Genomic DNA, 16734 nt, shown 5'->3' with positions numbered 1-16734 from the left:
GCGCAATGGGCGTGACAAGAAGTGTGGACCGTTCCCGCTCTGGTGGACACCCGGAGATGAGCGGTGAGTTCCCCCAAGATAGAGGGAGCGGATTATGGGATCTACTCGTCGGAGCTTCACTGCCGAGTACAAGGCCAACGCGGTAAGTTTGGTCATCGATGATGGCCGTGCGATCGCCGAAGTTGCACGCAGTATCGGCGTTCACGAGATGACGTTGGGGAAATGGGTGAAGAAGACTCGAGACGAGGGAAACGGTGAGTCTGACCGCCCGTTGAATGAGGACGAGCGGGCGGAACTCGAGCGCCTTCGCGAAGAAGTGAAGCACGCCCGGATGGAGGTGGAGTTCGCAAAAAAAGTAGCGACCTGGTTCGCGAAAGACCCGCGGTGAAATTCGCGGCTATCGCGGACTGGGCTGAATCCGATTCATATCCGGTCACGTTCATGTGTGCTCAACTCGGCGTATCGACTTCTGGCTACTACAAGTGGCGCGGCAAGTCGCGCTCAGCTCGAGACCTCCGAGACGACGAGTTAACAGCGCTGATCGAGTACCACTACGAGCACCTCAACGGCCGTCCCGGCGTTCGGCGCATGCGTGCGGAACTCGCCGCCGGCGGCCACCGGGTCTCGCACAAGCGGGTGTGGCGGCTCATGAAGGTCGCAGGTCTGGAAGGCCGCCACCCGAAGGCGTGGAAACGCACCACCGTCGCCGGAGACAGCCCCGTTGGGGCACCTGACCTCATCGGCCGCGACTTCACGGCGGCCGAGGCGAACACCAAATGGTGCGGCGATATTACTTACGTACGGACCTGGAACGGCTGGGCGTACCTGGCCACCGTCATCGATCTGCACTCCCGGATGGTCGTCGGATGGGCCGTGGCCGACCACATGCGAACCGAGCTGGTCACCGACGCACTGGACATGGCCATCGCTCGTCGTCGACCACCCGGAAAAGTCATATTCCACAGCGATCGCGGAACTCAATACACGTCCACCGACTTCGATAAGTACTGCACGAAAAACAATATCCGACGATCATTGGGGCGCACTGGCATTTGTTTCGACAACGCGGTCGCAGAATCATTCTTCGCGAGCTACAAGAAGGAACTCATTCACACGCGCCCGTGGCCCACTCTAAAAGCACTCAAAAAGAGCACATTCACCTGGATTGAGGAGTACTACAATAGGGCCCGACGACATTCCACACTGGGCTATTTGACACCAGCCGAGTTTGAACTAGGATTCAGAGACATATACGAACTCGCCGCTTAATTGCAGTGGCCACTTTAGCGGGAACACTCCAGTGCCTCACGCTCCCCAGGGCCGGCGAGGCGCGCCTTCGCGGCCTTGCCGAAGTCCGAAACTATGTCAGCAAACGTCACAGCGCATCCTCCCACGGTTCCCACCTCCAGCTGAGACCGCAGAGTGAAGGTTCCACGGGACTCTCTGATCACGATAGACATTTGCAGGCGTGAGGCGTTCGACGCTATCTCGAAGGTACTCAGAATCCTGACTGCCAGTTCTCCGGCAAGTACCGGCAACGCGACGTATTCGACTGCGACGAGTTCCTGACGCTGCGATGTCTGTGTGTGTGGGTGTTCCAGGTGCGTAGACCTGCGGTCGATATCGACGTTTGGTTGGTGTCGTAGCCTGAGGCGGTGACGACTGTGGGCCCGGGCGCCCGAAATTATGGCGGCCGGCCGGTGAGTGAACGAAAAGCGGAACGCCGGCGCCAGTTCGTCGACGCAGCCCTCGAGGTGTTCGCGGACAGAACCTTCGCTCAGAGTTCCGTAGCTGATGTGTGTCGAGCCGCCAACCTGTCGCGCCGGCAGTTCTACGAGGAGTTCTCAGGCCGCGAAGATCTACTGCTGGTGCTCTACGACCAGGTGCAAGATCAAGCTATGCAGGCCATCGTTACAGCGTTGTCCAGGCAGAACACCGCCGATCCTGGAATTCTCGCCGCAGCAGCGATGAGAGCCTACGTCGAGGCGATTGGCCAGGACCCACGGAAGACCAAGATTTCGTATGTCGAGATCGTGGGCGTGAGCCCAGCTGCCCGAAATTATGGCGGCCGGCCGGTGAGTGAACGAAAAGCGGAACGCCGGCGCCAGTTCGTCGACGCAGCCCTCGAGGTGTTCGCGGACAGAACCTTCGCTCAGAGTTCCGTAGCTGATGTGTGTCGAGCCGCCAACCTGTCGCGCCGGCAGTTCTACGAGGAGTTCTCAGGCCGCGAAGATCTACTGCTGGTGCTCTACGACCAGGTGCAAGATCAAGCTATGCAGGCCATCGTTACAGCGTTGTCCAGGCAGAACACCGCCGATCCTGGAATTCTCGCCGCAGCAGCGATGAGAGCCTACGTCGAGGCGATTGGCCAGGACCCACGGAAGACCAAGATTTCGTATGTCGAGATCGTGGGCGTGAGCCCAGCTGTCGAAGAGCATCGCCTGAAGGGACGGCGGGAGTGGGCTTCGTTCATCGAGAAGACGATGACCGGTGCGCTCGGCACCGACTACGAGCCGCCCGGCGGATTCGCGCTCGCATCGACTGCGATCATCGGGGCTCTGGTTGCGCTCGTACAGACGTGGAGTACGTCAGACCCGCGGCCGCCGGTAGAAAACTTGGTCGAATTGATGACGGTGCTGCTGACAGCCCTGATCGGAAACTGACGGCGTCGAACCTTCACCCGCAGATTCACTGTTGTAATCCAGGTCACAATAAACTAGCCTCGGATCAAAGTTAAACACTGGCGTTTAACTTTGTGATCGCGGCGGCGACGCCGCTCGGAGGATTGATCGGATGACGCTGAGCTTGCGTATGGCCGCTTCGGTGACGGTATTGCTGATCTGCGGGGGTTTCTTGAATTCCACGGTGGCTGCAGCGCAGCCCGCACCTGCCATAGCGCCGCAATGGCTCTGCAGCCCCGATCTGGCTTCCGATCCATGCGATCTCCCCTCGGACACAACGGACCTGGGCACCGGCAAAGTTACACCGGCGCAGTCGGTGAACGAAAGCGACAAGCCTGTCGACTGCTTCTACGTCTATCCCACGGTGAGCGATCAAATTGCGCTCAACGCGGACCTGACCGCGCAACCGGAGATCCAGTCGATCGCCAGCTATCAAGCCGCCCGCTTCTCGACCCAGTGCCGAGTCTTTGCGCCCATCTATCGCCAGATGACTCTCACACCCGGGATCGCGGGAGGAGTGCTCGGCGCTCCTCTCGCGCCGTTGGCGTACTCCGACGTTCTGGCGGCATGGAACGACTATCTGGCACACGACAACAACGGCCGCGGGGTGATCCTCGTCGGGCATTCACAGGGAACGATGATGCTGCGCAAGCTCATTCACGACGAGATCGACCCGAACCCGCAACTTCGCAGCCAGCTCGTCGGGGCGTTCTTGATGGGCGGAAACGTTCTTACCGCCCGCGGCAGCACGGTGGGCGGTGACTTCGAGAACGTGCCACTGTGCACCGGACGAGGCGAAACAGGCTGCGTTGTAGCGTATTCGACTGCCGTCGCCGACCCTCTGCTGTCTCTGTTCGGCAACTCCTCCATCGATCTACTCTCCGCTCCGCTCGGGCTGCGAACGGGACCGGCCTACGAAGTAGCCTGCACTGATCCCGGTCCGCTCAGTGGTGACGCCGGGCCCGTCGGGATCACCATCCCCAGTTCACCGTTCGCGTTCGGAATCATCTCGATACTGTTGGGATACACCTCGTTTCCGGATGGTGCGCCCACCTCTGCCACGACGTGGACGACCAGCGCCGAACGCGCAGTCGGAGCATGTACCGAAGTCAACGGGTACCGCATGTACCAGTTCCACTTGACAACCCCTGGACAACAGGTCAACGAGCTTCCCCTGTTCAGCAGTCATTTGGTCGACATGAACCTCGGTTACGACCGACTAGTCTCGATCGCGGACCAACAGATCCAGACCTACCTCGCTGGCAACTAGTCCATCCGCGTCATACCAGGCCGCTGTGGATCTTGCGGGTCTGCGCTCGACTCTGTGGTGCAGTTCAGAGCTGCGTAAAAAGCCCAATCCGACCCGGCGCGTCGCGCGTGATCCATAGCGGTGGTCGCGCTGACGCCGAGTGTTTCGGCGAGCACTTGCGGTGGTGCGTGACGTACGAGTTGCTGCCATGTGGTGTTTCGGGTGGCGCGGACTGGAATGCCGGCACGTCGCAGAGTGTCGATGAAGCTCTGCCGGTGTAGGTGGTCTCCGGGGACGAAGCCAGGGAACAGCCATCGCGAGCCGGTGTTGGTTGCGGTGTTGGTGTTGGGCCGATTGTCGATGTGCAGCTTGACGATTGCCGCTAGTGGCTCGGGTAGTTCGATCCAGGAGCCGGAGAGCTAGATGGACACCGTCTCATCGGTCACTTCAAGATCGTCGGTGGTGAGGGTGACAATGCGGCCGATGGACTGACCGTAGAGCGCCAGAAGGCAACCGGCGATGCGATGGGTAGTCAGCAGATTTTCGTGTAGTGGAGTGTTCCCGCTAAAGTGGCCACTGCAATTAAGCGGCGAGTTCGTATATGTCTCTGAATCCTAGTTCAAACTCGGCTGGTGTCAAATAGCCCAGTGTGGAATGTCGTCGGGCCCTATTGTAGTACTCCTCAATCCAGGTGAATGTGCTCTTTTTGAGTGCTTTTAGAGTGGGCCACGGGCGCGTGTGAATGAGTTCCTTCTTGTAGCTCGCGAAGAATGATTCTGCGACCGCGTTGTCGAAACAAATGCCAGTGCGCCCCAATGATCGTCGGATATTGTTTTTCGTGCAGTACTTATCGAAGTCGGTGGACGTGTATTGAGTTCCGCGATCGCTGTGGAATATGACTTTTCCGGGTGGTCGACGACGAGCGATGGCCATGTCCAGTGCGTCGGTGACCAGCTCGGTTCGCATGTGGTCGGCCACGGCCCATCCGACGACCATCCGGGAGTGCAGATCGATGACGGTGGCCAGGTACGCCCAGCCGTTCCAGGTCCGTACGTAAGTAATATCGCCGCACCATTTGGTGTTCGCCTCGGCCGCCGTGAAGTCGCGGCCGATGAGGTCAGGTGCCCCAACGGGGCTGTCTCCGGCGACGGTGGTGCGTTTCCACGCCTTCGGGTGGCGGCCTTCCAGACCTGCGACCTTCATGAGCCGCCACACCCGCTTGTGCGAGACCCGGTGGCCGCCGGCGGCGAGTTCCGCACGCATGCGCCGAACGCCGGGACGGCCGTTGAGGTGCTCGTAGTGGTACTCGATCAGCGCTGTTAACTCGTCGTCTCGGAGGTCTCGAGCTGAGCGCGACTTGCCGCGCCACTTGTAGTAGCCAGAAGTCGATACGCCGAGTTGAGCACACATGAACGTGACCGGATATGAATCGGATTCAGCCCAGTCCGCGATAGCCGCGAATTTCACCGCGGGTCTTTCGCGAACCAGGTCGCTACTTTTTTTGCGAACTCCACCTCCATCCGGGCGTGCTTCACTTCTTCGCGAAGGCGCTCGAGTTCCGCCCGCTCGTCCTCATTCAACGGGCGGTCAGACTCACCGTTTCCCTCGTCTCGAGTCTTCTTCACCCATTTCCCCAACGTCATCTCGTGAACGCCGATACTGCGTGCAACTTCGGCGATCGCACGGCCATCATCGATGACCAAACTTACCGCGTTGGCCTTGTACTCGGCAGTGAAGCTCCGACGAGTAGATCCCATAATCCGCTCCCTCTATCTTGGGGGAACTCACCGCTCATCTCCGGGTGTCCACCAGAGCGGGAACGGTCCAACCCTTGCTTCTTCACCAACTTCTCGACTACGGCATAGACTTCTTTGTCGAGTTTGTCCCGGGCATCCGGCAGGCTCGCTTCGACCCAGCCTTCACCCATGTACGGGCTCCGGACCGAGCGTCAGGGCGCGACGATTGTTGACTGCGGAGCGCTCCCGCTCATCGAATTCGGGATTGATTGGATGCCCCCTCGCCCTCAAGTCATCGGGCGCGAGAATTCTCGGCCCATGCTGTATCAGGCAATGAGTCTAATGGTGAAGCCCGTCAGGACACTCGACGCTCATCCCGTGTGGCACTGCATATCCGGCATACCCAGCTTCGATCTTGCGAACTATGCCGTGGAGGTAGCCCTTACCATTGCTCGTGGCCGAGAGGCGCTTCATTAAGTCGATCGCGACGTTGTCGCCAGTCTGGTAGGTGCCGGTCCATCAAGGCGGTGAAGCGTTCGTCGTGGTGGCGTTCGAAGTAATGCATCATCTCGTGCACGATGATGTACTCCAGGCAGTCGGGGTGCTTCTTGGCGAGTTCGACGTTGAACCACAGGTGCCGGGTTTCGCGGTTGCACGAGCCCCATTTGGTCTTCATTCGCCGAATCGTCCACTGCGGAACACTCACGCCGAGCTCACGCTCCCACTTGGAGATCAGGTCGGGGATCACCTGACGTAGCTGTTCGCGGTACCAGTGGTCGAGGCACTCGCGGCGTTTGTCCGCCGAGGTGCCGAGGGGTGTGTAGAGCAGCAGGCGGGCGCCGTCGATCTCGACGTGCTCCCGTCCGGGGCGTTCGATGACGGTGAGGCGGCGCCGTATCCCCCAGATGTAGTGGGATTCGCCGGTGACCATCTCGCGTTCGGACTGTCGCTCGGCGGCACGGAGTTTGTCGCGTTGGCGTTTGATCCACGCCAGGCGTTGGATCACCGCCAGGCGCACCTGGTCGTCGTCGAGCCTCATGGGGGCGGCGATCCGCACCCGACCCAACGGTGGGTAGACGCCGATGTGGAGGTGTTTGATGTCCTTGTAGATCACGTCGACGTCGATGCCGCGCACGCTCAGGTAGGCGTTAGTGGTACTCATCGCGGGCCTTGATCAGGTCGAACAGCTCGTCCATCCGGTCGAAGTCCGGGGGCAGAACCTTATGGAGGGCGCGTTTGACGACTTTTTCTTTCATGGGGTGGCCGACCCAGTCGTGGGGTTTGCTGGTCAGGATCGCGGTGTCGATCTGGATCGGTGTGGCCGGATCGTCGAATCCGAAGTCGATCAGGGCGCGGCGGGCGCCGTTGTCGGCCCACTCGGGGTAGGTGGTGCCGGAGTCCTGGGTGCCGACCTTCTTGGCGGTGTCGATCAGCTGGGTCAGGTACTGCTGGTAGTCGAGGGCTTGGCGGCGGCGTTCGTCGAGGATCGCGTCGAGCAGGGTGCTCATGGAGTCGTAGTACTTCGGATTCAAGGCGTGCTCGTCGACGATCACCTGCCGGATGTTGTTGACGATCGTCTCCGCCACCGCTTCCGGGTCCTTCTTGATCCCCGGTGGGAGGGTGTCGATGGCCCCGGCGCCGTGCTGGACGATGAGCTCGATCAGCCCGGTGTCGGCGAAGTTCGCCACGATCTGGGAGGCATCGGCTTGGATGTAGGTGTCGAGCAGGTACCGCATCCCGGCCTCGTACTGCTTGAAGTCGATGTTCTCGCCGGCACCGAGTTTCACCTCGGCCCGCACATCGACGTAGTGGGCGACCTCTTGGCGGATCGTGTCGGCTTCGACCGGGGTGTAGCCGGCATCGGTCATCTCGTTGGCGAGGTTGCCGTACGCCCGCACCGCGGCGGCGATCGACTTGTACAGCTCGACGCGTTTGGGTTCATTCGCCTTGAGCTGGTCGCTGTTTCCGGGTTCGAGCGCACAGAAGTACTGCTGGTACTGGAGTGTGCCCTTGGGCGGGGCGACGGGCTCGATGAGGGCCCGGACCCGTTCGAGGGCGTCGTCGAGATTGTCGCGGGCTTTGTCGATGCGGTCCGACAGCAGCCCGTCGATGTCTTGTTTCTCGTAGCCGTCCAGGGCGCCGGAGGTGTAGTCGGTGATGGCCGATTCGAGGGAGTTGAACAGGTCCTGGTAGTCGACGATGTAGCCGTAGTCCTTGTCGTCCCCGTCAAGCCGGTTGACGCGGCAGATCGCCTGGAACAGGCCGTGATCGCGCATCTTCTTGTCGATGTACAGATATGTCGCCGACGGGGCATCGAAGCCGGTCAAGAGTTTGTCGACGACGATCAGCAGCCGCATCTGCCCGGGATTTTCGCGGAACTGGCGCTTGACGGCCTGCTCGAACGCCTCGACCTTGGCCGGGGTGGCCACCGTGTCGACGGGTTCGCCGAAGAAATCGGCGAGCATCCGCCGGTAGGTGTCGTACTGGAAGCGTTTTTCAGTGTCCCCTACCCCGGCGTCTTCCTTCGCCACATCGCTCGCGTTGGGGGTGTAGCTGGTGACGATGGCGCATTTGCCTTTGAAGCCCGCGGCGACGAACATGTCGTAGAACTTGCAGGCCTGGTAGATGCTCGAGCCCACCAGCATGGCGTTGCCGCGACCGTCCATCAGGCGGGGTTTGGTTTCCATGTCGAGCAGGATGTCGGAGACGATCTTCTCGGCCCTCGACTTGCTGGTGAGGACCTTCTGCATGGTGCCCCACCGTTTCTTCAGCTCCGCCTTCGACAGGTCGGTCATGCCCTTGGTTTTCGCGTCGAACCACGCGTCGACCTGGGCTGGGGCGGTGAGCTGTTGGTCGATGTGGCGGGCCTCGTATCGCAGATCCAGCACCACGCCGTCGGTGACGGCCTCGTCGAACTTGTAGGTGTGGATGAACGTACCGAACGTTTCGATGCTGGTGGCCTTGTCCGCCTTGAGCAGCGGGGTGCCGGTGAAGCCGATGAACATCGCACCCGGCAACAGCTGTTTCATCGCCTCGTGCATCGCCCCCGATTGGGTTCGGTGTGCCTCGTCGACGAACACGAAGATGTTGCCCTTGGCCGTGAAATCTGTCGGGACGGTGGCGCGCAGTTCTTGGATGAACTTCGCCGTGGCCTCCTCGTCGGCGTCCTTGCCGGTGTCGGTGCCGCGGAACTTGTGGATCAGCGAACAGATCAGCCAGTGCTCGCTGGTGTTGAGGGTGCCGATCAGATCCGCGCCGCTGGTGGTGCGGTAGACCTGCTCGTCGACGCCCTGGAAGACTCGTTCGATCTGTTCGTCGAGTTCGGTGCGGTCGGTGATCAGCAGCACTCGCGCATCGGGCTGGTTCTCCCGGATCCACTTCGCCAGCCACACCATCGTCAAGGACTTGCCCGAGCCCTGGGTGTGCCAGATGATGCCGCCCTCACGCTGGGCGATCCGTGCCTGGGCGGCCTTGACCCCGAAGTACTGGTTGTGTCGGGGTGCCTTCTTCACCCCGGTGTCGAAGACGATGAAGTCGTGGATCAGCTCGAGCAGCCGCTCTCTGCGGCACAGCTGCACCAGTCCGCGGTCGAGGGGATCGGGGATCTCGGAGGGTTCTTTCCACTCCAGCCAGTATTTTTCCGGGGTGTCGAGCACCCCGTAGCGCAGGCCTTCGACGTCGTTGCCGGCGAACACGAACTGCACCGTGGAGAAGAACGAGCCGATGAACTCCGGGCGCTGATTACCGATGGTCTGCCGGATCCCCTCCGACACCGCCACCTTCGAGCGTTTGAGTTCCAGGGTGGCCAGGGCCAGCCCGTTGACGTACAGCACGAGGTCGGGGCGTTTGGTGTGCTGCCCGGCGACGGTGACTTCCTCGGCGATCGCGAAATGGTTTGCGTGCGGGTTCTTCCAGTCGATCAGCCACACCGTCTCGGTCTGCTCACCGAACCCGGGGCGCACCTTCACCCCGTAGCGCAGCAACCCATACACCTCCCGGTTCGCCTCGTACAGACCATGCCCGGCCCCGACCGCCGCGGCCTTGCCGAGCTGATCAAGGGCCCGGTTGATGAGCGGGGCGTCGTACCCGCGGGCCTTCAGGCTGGCGGTCAGCAACGCGGTTTCGATGTTTGCGTTACCGGCACGCGTGGCCCAGTTCCCGAGATACTCATAGCCCAGCTGGTCGCGGAACAGCGCCACCACCCGGTCCTGGGTCTTGCGCTCGATCTGCCCGACGTCACTCATCCCTTACGCCCCTTGTGTCATGGCCGCATCGATGCCTTCGGTTTCCCACTCACCGTAGGTGGTGCGGCGTCCCTCGATCACCCACTCCTTGCGGCCGTTGGCGCTGCGACCGGCGACGATCGCCGCGGCCGCGCTCGGACTAGCGAACACATGATTGCGGACAAACCGCATCAAGGAACCGTCCGGAGCTGGGACGAGGGTGCCATCCTGCTCCAATTTCGCCCGCAAACTCACGTAGCTGTGGCTCTCCGCTCCGGTCCACGTCAGCCGCGCACCGGAGCCTTCCAGCACGGTGAACTCTCCGTCGACCTCCCGGGCCCGGGCGGTGATACCGAACTTGCGCAGCGTCATCTCGAACACCGGCGACTCGCTCCGACGGGCCACGGTCTCCGGATTCGCAACGGCGGGAGCTGTGATTGGCGCTCGGAAGATGTTCACCCCGAGCACCGGCAGCACGATCTTGGCCTGCTCGACGAAGTACTCCATGTCCGACACATCCGCCTCGGGCAACGCGATCGGCGGCGGATTTGTGCCATTGGTCAACCGGGCCCGGCCGGCCTGCACCGCGAGGGTGAGAAACCGGCTCTCCAGATAGCGGGCGTGCGCCTTGGTCAGGTTGGTGTCCTTGCTGGTCAACACGATCGCCCGGTCCCAGAAATCCTTCCCCCGCTGATCCTCCGAGCGGGCGTGCTGATACAGCCGTGCACTGACGTCATCGCCCTCACCGATATACGCCAGCTGCCCACCCAAGCTGTCCGGATCGTCTCCGAGCAGGATGTAGATACCGGTGCGACTAGTTTCTGGACGCTTCAACAAGGCCGCCAGATCCGACCGCGGCGCCGCCACCACATGACCGGTCCAATTCATGATCTCCGCCGTCAACAACCCCCCCGGCGTGCCATCAGCCAGAAACAAACGCACTGACTTACCAACACTCACCCGTCGGACCCCGCAGGCAATGGAGTGTTCCCGCTAAAGTGGCCACTGCAATTAAGCGGCGAGTTCGTATATGTCTCTGAATCCTAGTTCAAACTCGGCTGGTGTCAAATAGCCCAGTGTGGAATGTCGTCGGGCCCTATTGTAGTACTCCTCAATCCAGGTGAATGTGCTCTTTTTGAGTGCTTTTAGAGTGGGCCACGGGCGCGTGTGAATGAGTTCCTTCTTGTAGCTCGCGAAGAATGATTCTGCGACCGCGTTGTCGAAACAAATGCCAGTGCGCCCCAATGATCGTCGGATATTGTTTTTCGTGCAGTACTTATCGAAGTCGGTGGACGTGTATTGAGTTCCGCGATCGCTGTGGAATATGACTTTTCCGGGTGGTCGACGACGAGCGATGGCCATGTCCAGTGCGTCGGTGACCAGCTCGGTTCGCATGTGGTCGGCCACGGCCCATCCGACGACCATCCGGGAGTGCAGATCGATGACGGTGGCCAGGTACGCCCAGCCGTTCCAGGTCCGTACGTAAGTAATATCGCCGCACCATTTGGTGTTCGCCTCGGCCGCCGTGAAGTCGCGGCCGATGAGGTCAGGTGCCCCAACGGGGCTGTCTCCGGCGACGGTGGTGCGTTTCCACGCCTTCGGGTGGCGGCCTTCCAGACCTGCGACCTTCATGAGCCGCCACACCCGCTTGTGCGAGACCCGGTGGCCGCCGGCGGCGAGTTCCGCACGCATGCGCCGAACGCCGGGACGGCCGTTGAGGTGCTCGTAGTGGTACTCGATCAGCGCTGTTAACTCGTCGTCTCGGAGGTCTCGAGCTGAGCGCGACTTGCCGCGCCACTTGTAGTAGCCAGAAGTCGATACGCCGAGTTGAGCACACATGAACGTGACCGGATATGAATCGGATTCAGCCCAGTCCGCGATAGCCGCGAATTTCACCGCGGGTCTTTCGCGAACCAGGTCGCTACTTTTTTTGCGAACTCCACCTCCATCCGGGCGTGCTTCACTTCTTCGCGAAGGCGCTCGAGTTCCGCCCGCTCGTCCTCATTCAACGGGCGGTCAGACTCACCGTTTCCCTCGTCTCGAGTCTTCTTCACCCATTTCCCCAACGTCATCTCGTGAACGCCGATACTGCGTGCAACTTCGGCGATCGCACGGCCATCATCGATGACCAAACTTACCGCGTTGGCCTTGTACTCGGCAGTGAAGCTCCGACGAGTAGATCCCATAATCCGCTCCCTCTATCTTGGGGGAACTCACCGCTCATCTCCGGGTGTCCACCAGAGCGGGAACGGTCCACAAACGCGTACGACCGGTCAAAAGCTGCTGCATCATGCCAGCCTTGATGTCCTGCGCCTTGGCCAGGCGAACGCGGAGAACTTCGACTTCTCGATCGGCGTCCCGCAGAACCTCAGCTATTACCCCCTGCTCGGCAATGTCGGGAAGCGTCAGCGTGATACTCGAAATGTAGGAACGGGTCGTAGCCAACACCTTCGTTCCAGCTGCTAGGCGCAACAACTGATCGCGAAACGATGGAATAAACTGGAGGTATGCCTTGAACCCGTCGGCAAGCACAGACTTATCGAAGCGTGCGGCGATCGTATGAAGCCCGGGAACAACTCCAGTATTTGGAGTACCCGTGATCTCAACCGACTTACCAACTCCTGCCGGGTCTTCAGAGGCGTCTGCAAACACAACGTCGCCGCGCTGTAGCAGCCCTGCCCGCGCGGCGAGCTTCGCATTCGCGCGCGGCATGTCTTCTGATGCCGCGTCGAGCAGCACAGAAGATCGAGTGTGGATGTCTCCGTAGTGGAGGTACTTTAATGATGACTTCGCATCAAGTTGCGCCCGCGAGAGGGCCACTGTCTTTACATAGTTCACGTGATCACCGAGCCGGATTTCCGACCATTCGTCTTCGAATCCTGGTAGGCGTGTGCGGCCGGTCAGGAGCTGCTGCATCATGCCCTGCTTGATCGCCTCCTTCTTGGATATGAGACGTTCGAGGGTCGAGATCAGATCGTCAGCATCACGTAAGGCAGAGACAATTCTGAGCTGCTCGACGATCGTCGGCAGCTCGATCTCTAACGGAATGAGGTTTTCTCACCAGGCCGGCGCTTGTAGGTGAAGAAGAACGAGGGCGGCAGCAGCGATCGAGCCGATCCTCCACGGACATAGACTGATTCGCTGCAGCGCCTTCCACCGGGTCTTCAGCAGCGCGTTCGCGCGTTCGGCCGGAGCGCGCATCGCAGACAGCAGCGTGTTGCGGCAGCGGGCGCCGGCATCGAGACCGTGGCCTTTCGTCGGGACGTGGACGCCGATCCCGGCACCGGTGTACCCCTTGTCGGCGAGGGTGGGCATCCCGCCGGCGGCAGCGTGGTAGAGGGCGCCGAGGATCCCGCCCCGACGAGCAGCGGTGAGGTCGTGCACCGAACCGGGGGCAACCTCGGACACCCAGATCGGGTAGCCGGTCGGATCGGTCAGGACCTGGACGTTGCCGCCATGGCGGCGATGTTTACCCGAGTACCACACGTCGTGCCCGGACTCGGAACGCTCCCGGCAGCGAGTCGAGGCGATGAGGGTGCCGTCGAGACAGACATGCTCCCAGCCGGACTCGATCCCACGTTCGAGCACGTCGTGCAGGTTCGGGGCGTGCGCGGCGATCACGTCGATACCTTCGTGGAGATACCGGTAGGCGGTGGCCTGCGAGATGCGGGCATCGCGGGCCAGGGTGGCGACGTCGGTGCCGTCGCGGAACCAGCGCAGCACCATCAGAGCCTGGACGTAGACGGTCGCGGCCCGCTGCCACGGTCGGCGATCGGTCCTGCGGCGGTGGGCAGCGAGGATACGGGCGACGAAGGTCAGGGTGTGCTCGGGTACGTCGAGCGTGGCACGATAGGTAATCACGTGGGGTCCTGCTCCGGGTTGCTTCTTGCTCGAAACAATCCCTACCAGGCAGGACCCCACGTCCTCTTTTCACGCCACACCGTTCGGATGTCTTTGCTGTCGTCGGTGACTCTCTGGTGAGAAAACCTCAATGATGTGCTTGTTGTTGATCTGAGGAACGGACGTTACATCCGCAATATCCCACAGCCCGCGATGACCAAGCCAGTAATAGAGGAACTCCGAGTCAATCTCGGTGCCGGGCGTGAGAGCCATGACATTCGTATCCATGAAGCTTGGCTCGGTGAGCAATCGGACGCGATTGAGCGCGATCGCTCCGCCCCGTTTCGCGATCAAGACGCTTCCCGCAGGAACGGTGGGCAGGGTTGCCGAAAAGTACGGGGTTGAGGTTCGCGTGAGGTACTTCTGAGACCGTCCCAGCTGATCGACCTTGTAGTACGGAGTGCCTCCTGTGCCGAACTTGAAAGCAGACGGACTCTGCCCGCTCGTGAGCGCGACGAGTTCGCCTATACGCCGCGGTTCCCACCTCGCTGATGCAGTCACGATTCGACCCCCATATCGACGAGATGGCGTGTGACCTTGCCATCGAGCTTCTGGAGTTCAGCATCGAGATCGTCAGCGGTCTCGGCGTAGCGTTCGCCAAGTTGTTGAATGCGGGCCACCAAGTCAAGCGTGAGTGCTTCCACTTCACCGGTGATACGGCGCTTGATGGTTGACTGCCATTTGTCGTCGAGCACGAGTGTCCTGATGTCGTTCTCGGTCAGGTCGCCGTACTTTTTGAGAGTGGCGAGGTCGAGGTCGTTCTGGGCGTCCTTGAGGGTTTTCTTGGTGGCGGCTTCGGTGTTGTACAGCTCGATCGCCTGCTGCAGTGCTTCGATCTCGTCGGGATCACCATTCTTCTTGGTTGCCTTCAGGCGGGCGGTGACGAGGGCTTTGGAGATTTTGTCGTCGTCCATGGCGTCGGTGAGCAGTCCGTCCTCGACGGCGTGTTCTTCAAGGTATTCCTCGACGGCGCGGGTGGCCTCGTCGGCAGAGGCGGTAAGGTCGTCGATTCTGGCCTTTGCGTCGGCGAAGTAGCGGGCGACGATCAGTCCCGGGGGAATGAGGTCCGTCTTGTATTTGATGGCGCTGCGCCCGGATCCGACGACCAGGTCGGGGGTTTCGGAGAGCTTGCGGTCCTTGTCCTCGATCGTTTGGCGGGGTTGGGCGGCGGCGAGCCAGCCGTCGGCCATGATCAGGTAGACGTCGTCGTGCATGACCTCGTGCCAGTAGGTCATGAGCTGTTCGTAGATGTCGTATTCGTCGAGCAGTGGGATGGGTTTGAAGCGGGCCAGCAAGTCATCGCCCAGGGTGGCGATCAGGTCGTTCGGTGTGGTGTCTGTGTCGATGGCTGCAAGTGTGTTGCGGTGCGCGGCGAACCAGTCGGTGGTCAGCGTGCGGGCTTCATCGGTGAACTTGCGGAACTCGGTGGAGTCGAGGATGGCCTGCTGGACCTGGCTCACGTCGATGGCCAGGTCGCTGTAGCCGGGACGGTTCGGGGTGAAGAGGTGACCGCGTAGCTGGGGGAAGGCGTCCCAGTAGTCGCTCAGGGCGTCGAGGTCGCGGTCGGGGATGCCGCCGTGGAGGTGGGCGTGCAGGTCCTGGAGGTCTTCGGGTTCGGAGGAGTCGATGTAGCGGGGGATGTTGAGGTTGTAGTCGTTTTTCGGATCGGCGATCTGGCTGAGCGGCACCATTCGGGAGTAGCGGTCGATCTCGATCTGCTTGGTGAAGGTGTCGACGATCTTGTGGATGTCCTGGCTGCGCAGGCGGTTCTTGTTGCCGTCCTTCATAAAGCCTTTGGAGGCGTCGATCATGAACACCCCGGTGCGGGCCGGGGCGTTCTCCTTGTCGAGGACGACGATGCAGGCCGGGATGCCGGTGCCGTAGAACAGGTTCGCCGGCAACCCGATGACCCCTTTGACGAAGCCGTGTTGGAGCAGGTTGCGGCGGATCGTCGCCTCGGCGTGGCCGCGGAACAGCACCCCGTGCGGCAGGATGATCGCGGCCTTGCCGGTGCTGTTGAGGGACTTGAGCGCGTGCAGCAGGAAGGCGTAGTCGCCGTTCTTCTCCGGGGGGCGGCCGTATTCGAAGCGGCCGTAGTCGTGCTCGAGTCCGTTGCTCCAGGATTTGACCGAGAACGGCGGGTTCATGACGACGAAGTCGAAGGTCCGCAGTTGGTCGTTGCGGGTGAACTGCGGGCTGGTGATAGTGTCGCCCTTCTCGATCTCGGCGATCTCGTTGCCGTGCAGGATCATGTTCATCTTCGACAGCGCCCAGGTGGCGTTGTCTTTTTCCTGGCCGTAGATCGTCATGCCGCGCGGGGCCTCGGCGGCGGCTTTGAGCAGCAGCGAGCCGGACCCGCAGGCCGGGTCGTAGACGGTGTGATCCTGGCGGGTGTGCGGTCCGATGCCGACAACCTTGGCGAGGATGCGAGAAACCTCGGCGGGGGTATAGAACTGGCCCTTGGACTTGCCGGAGTCGGTGGCGAAGTGGCGCATCAGATACTCGTAGGCGTCGCCGAGCAGGTCGTCGCCCTCGGCGCGGGAACCGCGGAAGTCCAGGTCGTTGAAGATGGTGACCAGCTTGGAGAGCCGGTCCTGCATCTCCTTGCCCTTGCCGAGTTTTTCCTCGTCGTTGAAGTCGGCCTGGTCGATGACGTTGCGCAGACCGTTGGCCTCGGCCAGCGAGGCGATGATCTTGTTGAAGCGGTCGCCGATCTCCTTGTCACCCTTGGCGGCGAGCATGTCGTCGAACGAGCCACCCTCCGGTACGTCGATCAGGCTGTTCGGATCGGTCTTGGCCTTGTCGGACACGTACTTCACGAACAGCAGCGTCAGGATGTAGTCCTTGTACTGGCTGGCGTCCATCCCGCCGCGGAGCTGGTCGCAGCTTGCCCACAACGACGAGTACAGATCGGACTTCTTGAGCGCCACGGTCGCCTTCCTGTC

At 61.4% G+C, this 16734-nt stretch carries 15 protein-coding genes; 4 read left to right on the top strand and 11 right to left on the bottom strand.

Features of this window, described 5'->3' with window-relative positions:
* Window positions 1-94: 94 nt before the first annotated feature.
* The 4 genes from M3330_RS23835 (at window position 95) to M3330_RS23815 (ending at window position 3951) form a co-directional block, all read left to right on the top strand.
* Window positions 95-388 (top strand): transposase, encoded by a 294-nt coding sequence (locus tag M3330_RS23835; RefSeq protein WP_006898371.1) that lies wholly within the window; start codon window positions 95-97, stop codon window positions 386-388.
* Entirely contained in the window at window positions 385-1269 is an 885-nt protein-coding gene (locus M3330_RS23830; protein ID WP_204650704.1) for an IS3 family transposase, read from the top strand. The genes M3330_RS23835 and M3330_RS23830 overlap by 4 nt, the downstream gene beginning before the upstream one ends.
* Before the next feature lie 386 nt (window positions 1270-1655).
* Window positions 1656-2663 (top strand): TetR/AcrR family transcriptional regulator, encoded by a 1008-nt coding sequence (locus M3330_RS24610; RefSeq protein WP_369683129.1) that lies wholly within the window; start codon window positions 1656-1658, stop codon window positions 2661-2663.
* A 130-nt stretch (window positions 2664-2793) separates the two neighbouring features.
* Window positions 2794-3951, top strand: coding sequence for a DUF3089 domain-containing protein (locus M3330_RS23815; protein WP_255029150.1), 1158 nt, complete (start codon window positions 2794-2796; stop codon window positions 3949-3951).
* Between the two features lie 561 nt (window positions 3952-4512).
* Here the strand turns inward: M3330_RS23815 and M3330_RS23810 are convergent.
* The 11 genes from M3330_RS23810 to M3330_RS23760 all read right to left on the bottom strand — a co-directional run bounded on the left by M3330_RS23810 (window position 4513) and on the right by M3330_RS23760 (window position 16719).
* Entirely contained in the window at window positions 4513-5397 is an 885-nt protein-coding gene (locus M3330_RS23810) for an IS3 family transposase (protein WP_204650704.1), read from the bottom strand.
* On the bottom strand, window positions 5394-5687 hold the full coding sequence (locus M3330_RS23805) for a transposase (RefSeq protein ID WP_006898371.1): 294 nt from the start codon (window positions 5685-5687) through the stop codon (window positions 5394-5396). The genes M3330_RS23810 and M3330_RS23805 overlap by 4 nt, the downstream gene beginning before the upstream one ends.
* Window positions 5688-6108: 421 nt before the next feature.
* The gene (locus M3330_RS23800) at window positions 6109-6828 is read right to left on the bottom strand and encodes a M48 family metallopeptidase (protein WP_121209503.1); all 720 of its coding nucleotides are present in this window, start codon (window positions 6826-6828) and stop codon (window positions 6109-6111) included.
* Complete coding sequence (locus M3330_RS23795; protein WP_255029147.1) at window positions 6815-9910, bottom strand: type I restriction endonuclease subunit R; 3096 nt, start codon at window positions 9908-9910, stop codon at window positions 6815-6817. Before M3330_RS23795 ends, M3330_RS23800 begins: the two co-directional genes overlap by 14 nt.
* 3 nt (window positions 9911-9913) lie before the next feature.
* Window positions 9914-10831: a GIY-YIG nuclease family protein gene (locus M3330_RS23790; protein WP_369683128.1), complete on the bottom strand. Its 918-nt coding sequence runs from the start codon at window positions 10829-10831 to the stop codon at window positions 9914-9916.
* A 69-nt stretch (window positions 10832-10900) separates the two neighbouring features.
* The gene (locus tag M3330_RS23785) at window positions 10901-11785 is read right to left on the bottom strand and encodes an IS3 family transposase (RefSeq protein WP_204650704.1); all 885 of its coding nucleotides are present in this window, start codon (window positions 11783-11785) and stop codon (window positions 10901-10903) included.
* On the bottom strand, window positions 11782-12075 hold the full coding sequence (locus M3330_RS23780) for a transposase (RefSeq protein WP_006898371.1): 294 nt from the start codon (window positions 12073-12075) through the stop codon (window positions 11782-11784). Before M3330_RS23780 ends, M3330_RS23785 begins: the two co-directional genes overlap by 4 nt.
* Window positions 12076-12109: 34 nt before the next feature.
* Window positions 12110-12808: a hypothetical protein gene (locus tag M3330_RS23775; protein WP_255029143.1), complete on the bottom strand. Its 699-nt coding sequence runs from the start codon at window positions 12806-12808 to the stop codon at window positions 12110-12112.
* 138 nt (window positions 12809-12946) lie between these two features.
* Entirely contained in the window at window positions 12947-13750 is an 804-nt protein-coding gene (locus tag M3330_RS23770) for an IS5 family transposase (RefSeq protein ID WP_255029142.1), read from the bottom strand.
* A 69-nt stretch (window positions 13751-13819) separates the two neighbouring features.
* Window positions 13820-14290, bottom strand: a complete 471-nt coding sequence (locus M3330_RS23765; RefSeq protein ID WP_255029140.1) for a restriction endonuclease subunit S — start codon at window positions 14288-14290, stop codon at window positions 13820-13822.
* Complete coding sequence (locus M3330_RS23760) at window positions 14287-16719, bottom strand: type I restriction-modification system subunit M (RefSeq protein WP_220700370.1); 2433 nt, start codon at window positions 16717-16719, stop codon at window positions 14287-14289. Before M3330_RS23760 ends, M3330_RS23765 begins: the two co-directional genes overlap by 4 nt.
* Window positions 16720-16734: the final 15 nt, after the last annotated feature.

This window comes from Rhodococcus sp. GA1, assembly GCF_024321955.1.
In the GTDB taxonomy this organism is placed as follows: Bacteria; Actinomycetota; Actinomycetes; order Mycobacteriales; family Mycobacteriaceae; genus Rhodococcus; species Rhodococcus pyridinivorans.
This window is presented reverse-complemented; position numbering and strand designations above follow the sequence as displayed.